The organism is Paenibacillus sp. sgz302115, assembly GCF_056120445.1.
This window is the reverse complement of sequence record NZ_JBVYOK010000041.1, coordinates 23,253-29,664: the sequence shown is the minus strand read 5'-3', so window position 1 is coordinate 29,664 and position 6,412 is coordinate 23,253. Positions and strand designations below refer to the sequence as shown.

Here is a 6,412-nt window from a genome sequence, read left to right as displayed (position 1 = left end):
AATCAGCCTGGATAGCTATAGGCTCTGATCCAGGACGAGCTAATGAGCTAGCTCTTGACTTAGCAGTCTGCACAAAACAGAAATGGCTTGCGTGCGTTAACTAGCTAGGAATCCCACGGCTTTTGCCGTGTTGGAGGCTCAATTATATAGATTATGGAATTACGCAGGACGCCTCCGAGTTCGTTACTGAAATTCAAATGCTGTTTAAAACAGAGTTACTAGGTATGTGATACAGTTATTTCGGCTATTCACTCCGGCCCAGCGCAGCCAGTTTATTCACCGTATTCCAGTTGCGTGCGGTGATGGACGTGCCCAGCAGCTTCTCCATCGGAACCTTGAACAGCGGGGACTGGCTTACGCTCACTTCATACAGGGTGTACATTTCTCTGCCAACAACACGAAGCTTGTCCGCACCATCTGTATAAGGGCGAAGCTGCTCCAGCGACTCCTCCGAAGGCTCTTTTTCCAGAAAAGAAACATATAGCCGCTTATAATCCTCTTGCTCGAAAATCTCAAACGGATTGCCTGCAATAACCGCTTCCAGTTGCTCCAGAGTGCGGATCAGCACGGAAACATCGAACCCGAACGTTTCAATAATCTTCGCACTAATCGTATCCGCAAGCATATCGCTATCGCTTTCCCCACTCTCAAACACCACATTTCCGCTCTGGATATAGGTTCGGACCCGGTCATATCCGAGCGACTCGAACATGGCTTTCAGCGCCTGCATTTTGATGATTTTGTTGCCGCCAACGTTGATGCCCTTCAGCAGCGCAATATAAGTATTCATAGCGTACCTTCTTTCCTTAACTATATTAAGAGATAGAAATATATAAGTTGAACTATAGATTTTCATATTGGGTCTGGTCGTAACTACGGGGAATGTTTGGACTTCCGGCCGCTGTTGTCTACAGATTTCTTCAATTTATACCGTTGTTCACGGTTGAAATCCGCGGACAAAGGCGGTCGCTACCGCTCCTCCAGTTCCAAACTTCCCCTCCGTCACTTCTGCCCTTTCTATATTTTCTTTAGTTCAACTTATATAGAACGCAGACGTCTGCGGATCTCACGGACAAGCTGCTCTTTTTCCGCAGACGGAATCCCTTCCACCAGCCTTGCCGCTGCGACCGGCAGCACCCAGGCATTGATCTCGGCATATGAGCAGCCCGATAATTTGAGGTATTCCCGAATGTATCCTTTAGTGAGCCTTTGCCTCATAAAAGCTATCATCATCCTGGTTAACCAGGATGCCCCCGGCGGGACGGCTCCCATACTGAGCATCACCACGGTTCGTGCCGCATCCCCGGCAGGATTGCCGGAAATTCCTGTCATCCAGTCGATGATCCAGACTTGCTCACCCATTAGCACATTGTCGGGGTGGAAATCACCATGCAGCAGCCGCTCTCCCTCAGGCAGCTTCTCCAGCTCACCCAGCACAGCCGTTTTCTCCTCCAGCGTGAGCATGGGTGCGGCAATAATGGTTTTGTGCAGAGCTTCCTTCTGCCGTCCCAATCCTTCCGGGCCTTCAAGCTTATGCAGCTCATAATGAAGTGCCGCCATCTGCCGGGCATACCCGCCAAGCTTCCACGGCTTCTCGCTAATCAGCTTAAGCATAGACCGGCCATGAATCTGCTGGAATACAATGCCTTTGCGGCCCTCTGATGTAATAAGCTCCATGGGCTGCGGGGTCTGGACATTATGCTCATACACAAATTTGCTGATCTCATATTCATGTTCCACATGATGCCCGGGAATATTATCCCGGTACAGCTTCAGAATCGCCCCGGTTCCATGCTCCCACACCTCAGCGGTTCTGCCTTCTCCAATTCTTTTCCCCTGCACGCTACTTCCCCCATCTACTCCAGATTGATACTAGTGAAATGCTCCACTACCGGGAACGGGCTGTAGTAATGATGCAAAAGCGCCTTCCATTCCTGATATTGGCTGGATTCTCTGAATCCTACGGTGTGATCCTCAAGATTGCGCCATTTTACCAGCAGCAGGTATTTATGATCGTCCTCAAGACAATGCTGTAGCTCATGGCCTAAATACCCCTCAATGGAAGCAATCAGCACGGACGCTTCCTTAAAGCTCTGTTCAAACTGGCTGGTGAGCCCCGGCTTCACCTGAAGCATGGCTGCTTCCAGAATCATAACAATCATCTCCTTGCTGTATATTTTCCCGGTATCATGATGCTCGTTCCTGACTCATCCCCCCCGATCATACCACGGAAAGCTGAGTTAGCGGTAAGCAGGCCTATTGCTGTGGAGCCGTCCGCTTGGCGCTTCGAGCCTGAATTTCTGCGGTGATCCATAATAACACAGGAATAACCAACTGAAACGGAAGAGCGTAAATCTTATAGATATGGTAGGCAAAATATTCCATTTGCATAATATTCTCGTAGATGAAATCCGACAAATAGACCATAATCAGGCCCATCTGCAGTACTACAGAGCGGTAGCTGCTCAGCTTGAACACTTTGGCTACTCCATTGCAGGTTACATACAGACATAAGCTCACCTTCACAAAAAGTGCCGTGACAAATAAAATCGCCGACGAACCTTCAATTCTCGTCAGGAAATCGCCTATATTGATCCTGCTGACAGCTACATACGAAGGGAAATACAGACTTGATAAAATATCCGGGCCCAGCACCAGCAAATTGCGAAAGGTAACGAAAATAATAATGACTCCCGCAAGCAGCACACTACTTACCATAACCCGCTTGGCGGACACTTTTTTGGGCAGCACACTAAATGCACCCAGGAAGATCACAACCTCCGCAAAAGGAAAGGTGAACGTACCGATAGTATCCGTAGCCACAAGCCCCCACGAACTGTCCAGAACCGGCAATAAATGATGATAATGAAATTTAGGGATAGACAGCAGCTCTAGTAATACAAGCACGATGACAGTAAACAGCAGCAGGAACTTGGCGCTTCTCCCGAGCACCTCAAGTCCCGCCTTCACAACCCAAATACAGAGCAGACCGATCACCAACATCGGGACAAGCATAGGCGTTGTGGTTAGGGCCACTGTCTTGCTGAATTCGCCGAAATTCCGCAGCACCAGCGCACCCAAATGAAGGGCATACCATATGTACAGACAGGAGAGCACCCTGCCTAAGATGGCTCCGAACACCTCAATCAGCATGTCGTACAGATCCTCGCCAGGGAATAGCTTATGAAGCCGTGCATAGATGAGCATAAGGGGGACTGCCAGCACAATGGCAAATATCAGAGCAATCCAGCTACTATTCCCCGATTGCCCCGAGACCCCCATGAACAGAGAACTGCCGATAATAAACAGAACGCATATACTTATGGCCTGTCCTGCCGGTATATTTTCCTTGCTCATCTGCCCTCACCCTTCCAGAAACGCTGGCTTAGAATAGCTTTTTAACCCAATTAACAATCGGCGGCGAAGGACTTGGAATCTCCCAATGCATGGACAAGGCAAACGCCAGGGAAAAGGACACAAGGCAGAGCACAGAGCACACATAGAAATCCCGTTTTCCCCCTTGCTTCAGCAGTCCGTAGGGATCAACTACAACGACAAAGGCATAAATGAGCACAAGGTAAATGACCATCCTAATCACCTAACCTGATGGAACGTGAGGTTTTAGCGCTGCTCTCAATAATGACCTTTGAGCTTACTTCGACATCCAGATCAGTGAATTCCTCATTCCAGTTGTTCTGCAGCTTGGCCCAGGTCTCCGGCATACGCTCATGAATGATTTCTCCAAAGCCAAAAATATCAGCATGATATTTCATCTGAACCCCCCGGATGACAGAGCGTATCTCCTTTTGCAATTTCTCGCCGGCGCGTTTCTCAATGGCTGTTATATTTTTATTCTCAGAGAAGTTTTCAGAGGTCATCACTTCATCGAGATTTGTATGCGTCACCGTCTTGATCTGCAGCTTAAGCTTGCCGTCTGTCAGCTTCGGCTTCACCTTAGTCCTGTTTGATAATATCTCCAATGAGTAGGTGGGAACTCCCTGAACGTCAGCCACATCCAGCACGCCTCCTTTGATATCATTTTTGGCAAACATCATACTTTTGGTCTCATCACCGTTCAATTTGCCCACCAGCTTGTCCTTTGAAAAGATGGCACACCCGTCTACACGCTCAATTTTTTTCCCGTTACTCTCATGGATATGGATCAGCGGTGCTATCGCATGGTTCCCCGAAGTCTCCAGCTTGTCGAGGAAATCCCATATTTCCACAACCGGGGCTGTGCTGGTGAACTTCTCATCGCTCATCATTTGCGCTAAATCAAACGACAGGATGGAATCTGTGACACTGTTCAGATGCAGGATTTCACTCGCGGTCTTCTCATTTGACACAAATATAAATACATCTGATCTTGTTTCTGTATCTCTGCTGTACCAGTCAATCGCTTTAATTATGCCTTCTCTCGCAATTTCCTCACTGACGATAATCACCTTGGCATGGCTCCAGAACAGCTTCTTGCCGGTCATGGAGATCATGTTGCGGACAATTTCGAACATCGTCCCGCCCGAAAGACTGAGCATTTTGAAGCCCGGCTGATTCTTGTCAAGCCCTCCCTTGGTGTCGAGCATCTCTGCCGTTAGCAGCATCTTGCCTTTGGTTTGGCTTTTGTCGATGGCCACGCCGGCCACTATGGACATATCATCAACCTCGACGTAATCCCAGCAGCCGCTAATGCCGGGCAGGAGCACTATGCTGAGCAGCGCTGACAACAGCCTCCGCACTGGCCTCATGGCCTTCTAACCTTCTTGACCGGCTTCCGCTTTATATTGCGCACACCGATTATCGCCGGACGCAGATACATATCCCACCAAGGGGCGCGGATGGCAGTATCCTTAATATCCTCCGGCCGGATTGATCCTACACTAAGCATGTAGGGAACCCCGAAGGAGCGAAGGCTCATCAGATGAATTACCAGGCCGAGCAGTCCAAAGAAATATCCGTATATCCCGAGGAAGAAGACACAGAGCAGCAGTCCCAGCCGCACTATGATCAATGGACCGGTAAGCCTTGGATTCAGCAAGGTTGTGATGCCGGTAAGACCTACGACGATAACCATCGGCGCACTGACTATACGCGCATCCACAGCAGCCTGCCCGAGCACCAGCGCTCCCACTATGCTGACTGCCTGCCCGATAGAGGACGGAATTCTCGCCCCCGCTTCACGCAGAACTTCAAATATGGTCAGCATAATCAGAGCCTCAACCACAGTGGGAAAAGGAACCGTAAACCTCGCAGTGGCAATACTGGACAGAAGCGGTGTCGGGACCATCTCCTGGTTGTAAGTAACCAGCGCTACATAGACCGCAGGAATGCTGACCGACAGGATGGCTCCCAGTACCCGCAGCAGCCGGTTGAAGGAGGCGAAATAATAGTTAATATAATAATCCTCGCTGGCTTGAAAATTCTCCACAAACACATAGGGCAGTGTTAGCGCAAACGGGCTGCCCTCAATCAGCAGGGCAACTCTCCCCTCCATAATTTTGCTGACCACAGAATCGGGCCGTTCAGTGCTGCCGATCATCTCGAATGGCGAATAGGGCTCGTCGCGGATCAGTTCCGCAAGATAGCCGCTGTCCAAAAGATGGTCGATTTCCACCTTCGCCAGCCGATCCTGAAGTTCCTTGAGAATATCCGGCGAGGCCAGGCCCTCCATATAACAGATACAGGTCTTTGTCTTAGAGCGGGTTCCAACTTCACTAAAAACAAACTTCAGATCGGGATTCAGTACTTTACGGCGGATCATCGTCAGGTTAATGAGCAGTGACTCTGTAAAGCCTTCTCTCGGACCCCGGATTGCTTTTTCAGTATCAGGCTCTTCTATGGCCCGGGTCTCCCAGCCTTGAGCATTTATGTTCAGCGCTCCGGCGTAACCGTCCAGTAAAAACAGCGTTCTGCCGCCTGCAACGGCTCCGACTAATTCGTCAAGCTTAGTGGAGACTATAATGTCACTGACGGTAATAATTTCGGCACGGATTTTCTCCATCAGTTCGGCTGGATTACAGCTGTCCTCTTCCGTGAATTCATAGGACATCACCGGCCTTGTAATACCGTTCTGTATAAGCTCTCTATTGATCATTCCGTCCACGTAGATTAAGCCGCAGCGTACAGGTGTGCCATGCTTATTTTCAATCACCCTTATGATCAGGGTCCCGTCGCCGCTGAAGATCTGCCGAAACAGAGCCACTGTGTCATCGAGCGAGGGACTAAGCGGCTGGGAAGAGGAGATTTGTCCGGCGGCCTGTCCGCCGTTTGGGGCAGCATCTGTGTTGCTCACAGCAGTCACTCCTGACACATTACTTTTGATCTGATTATCCCCCGACTCCCTAACTCCTATTCGCCATAATTTAGCTGCTGTATTACAAGAAAAAGGCCCGTAAATTGCTTCCTAAGCAATTTC

At 49.6% G+C, this 6,412-nt stretch carries 7 protein-coding genes; all 7 read right to left on the bottom strand.

Annotated elements, in window-relative coordinates:
- Positions 1–244: 244 nt before the first annotated feature.
- A complete protein-coding gene (locus AC0LWN_RS32215; protein ID WP_474672630.1) occupies positions 245–790 on the bottom strand; it encodes a DUF1697 domain-containing protein in 546 nt (181 codons plus the stop codon).
- Between the two features lie 248 nt (positions 791–1,038).
- Entirely contained in the window at positions 1,039–1,842 is an 804-nt protein-coding gene (locus AC0LWN_RS32210; protein WP_474672628.1) for a phosphotransferase family protein, read from the bottom strand.
- Between the two features lie 14 nt (positions 1,843–1,856).
- Positions 1,857–2,153, bottom strand: a complete 297-nt coding sequence (locus AC0LWN_RS32205; RefSeq protein ID WP_474672626.1) for an antibiotic biosynthesis monooxygenase family protein — start codon at positions 2,151–2,153, stop codon at positions 1,857–1,859.
- A 103-nt stretch (positions 2,154–2,256) separates the two neighbouring features.
- Complete coding sequence (locus AC0LWN_RS32200; protein WP_474672624.1) at positions 2,257–3,357, bottom strand: GerAB/ArcD/ProY family transporter; 1,101 nt, start codon at positions 3,355–3,357, stop codon at positions 2,257–2,259.
- Positions 3,358–3,385: 28 nt separating this feature from the next.
- Positions 3,386–3,589, bottom strand: a complete 204-nt coding sequence (locus AC0LWN_RS32195) for a hypothetical protein (RefSeq protein WP_474672622.1) — start codon at positions 3,587–3,589, stop codon at positions 3,386–3,388.
- 1 nt (position 3,590) lies between these two features.
- Positions 3,591–4,745, bottom strand: a complete 1,155-nt coding sequence (locus AC0LWN_RS32190) for a Ger(x)C family spore germination protein (protein ID WP_474672620.1) — start codon at positions 4,743–4,745, stop codon at positions 3,591–3,593.
- The gene (locus AC0LWN_RS32185; protein ID WP_474672618.1) at positions 4,742–6,289 is read right to left on the bottom strand and encodes a spore germination protein; all 1,548 of its coding nucleotides are present in this window, start codon (positions 6,287–6,289) and stop codon (positions 4,742–4,744) included. The genes AC0LWN_RS32190 and AC0LWN_RS32185 overlap by 4 nt, the downstream gene beginning before the upstream one ends.
- Positions 6,290–6,412: the final 123 nt, after the last annotated feature.

What these genes read in the sequence shown, in the direction of transcription:
- AC0LWN_RS32215 (WP_474672630.1), bottom strand. Translation starts at nt 790, where the DNA reads ATGAATACTTATATTGCGCTGCTGAAGGGCATCAACGTTGGCGGCAAC.
- AC0LWN_RS32205 (WP_474672626.1), bottom strand. Translation starts at nt 2,153, where the DNA reads ATGATTCTGGAAGCAGCCATGCTTCAGGTGAAGCCGGGGCTCACCAGC.
- AC0LWN_RS32200 (WP_474672624.1), bottom strand. Translation starts at nt 3,357, where the DNA reads ATGAGCAAGGAAAATATACCGGCAGGACAGGCCATAAGTATATGCGTT.
- AC0LWN_RS32195 (WP_474672622.1), bottom strand. Translation starts at nt 3,589, where the DNA reads ATGGTCATTTACCTTGTGCTCATTTATGCCTTTGTCGTTGTAGTTGAT.
- AC0LWN_RS32190 (WP_474672620.1), bottom strand. Translation starts at nt 4,745, where the DNA reads ATGAGGCCAGTGCGGAGGCTGTTGTCAGCGCTGCTCAGCATAGTGCTC.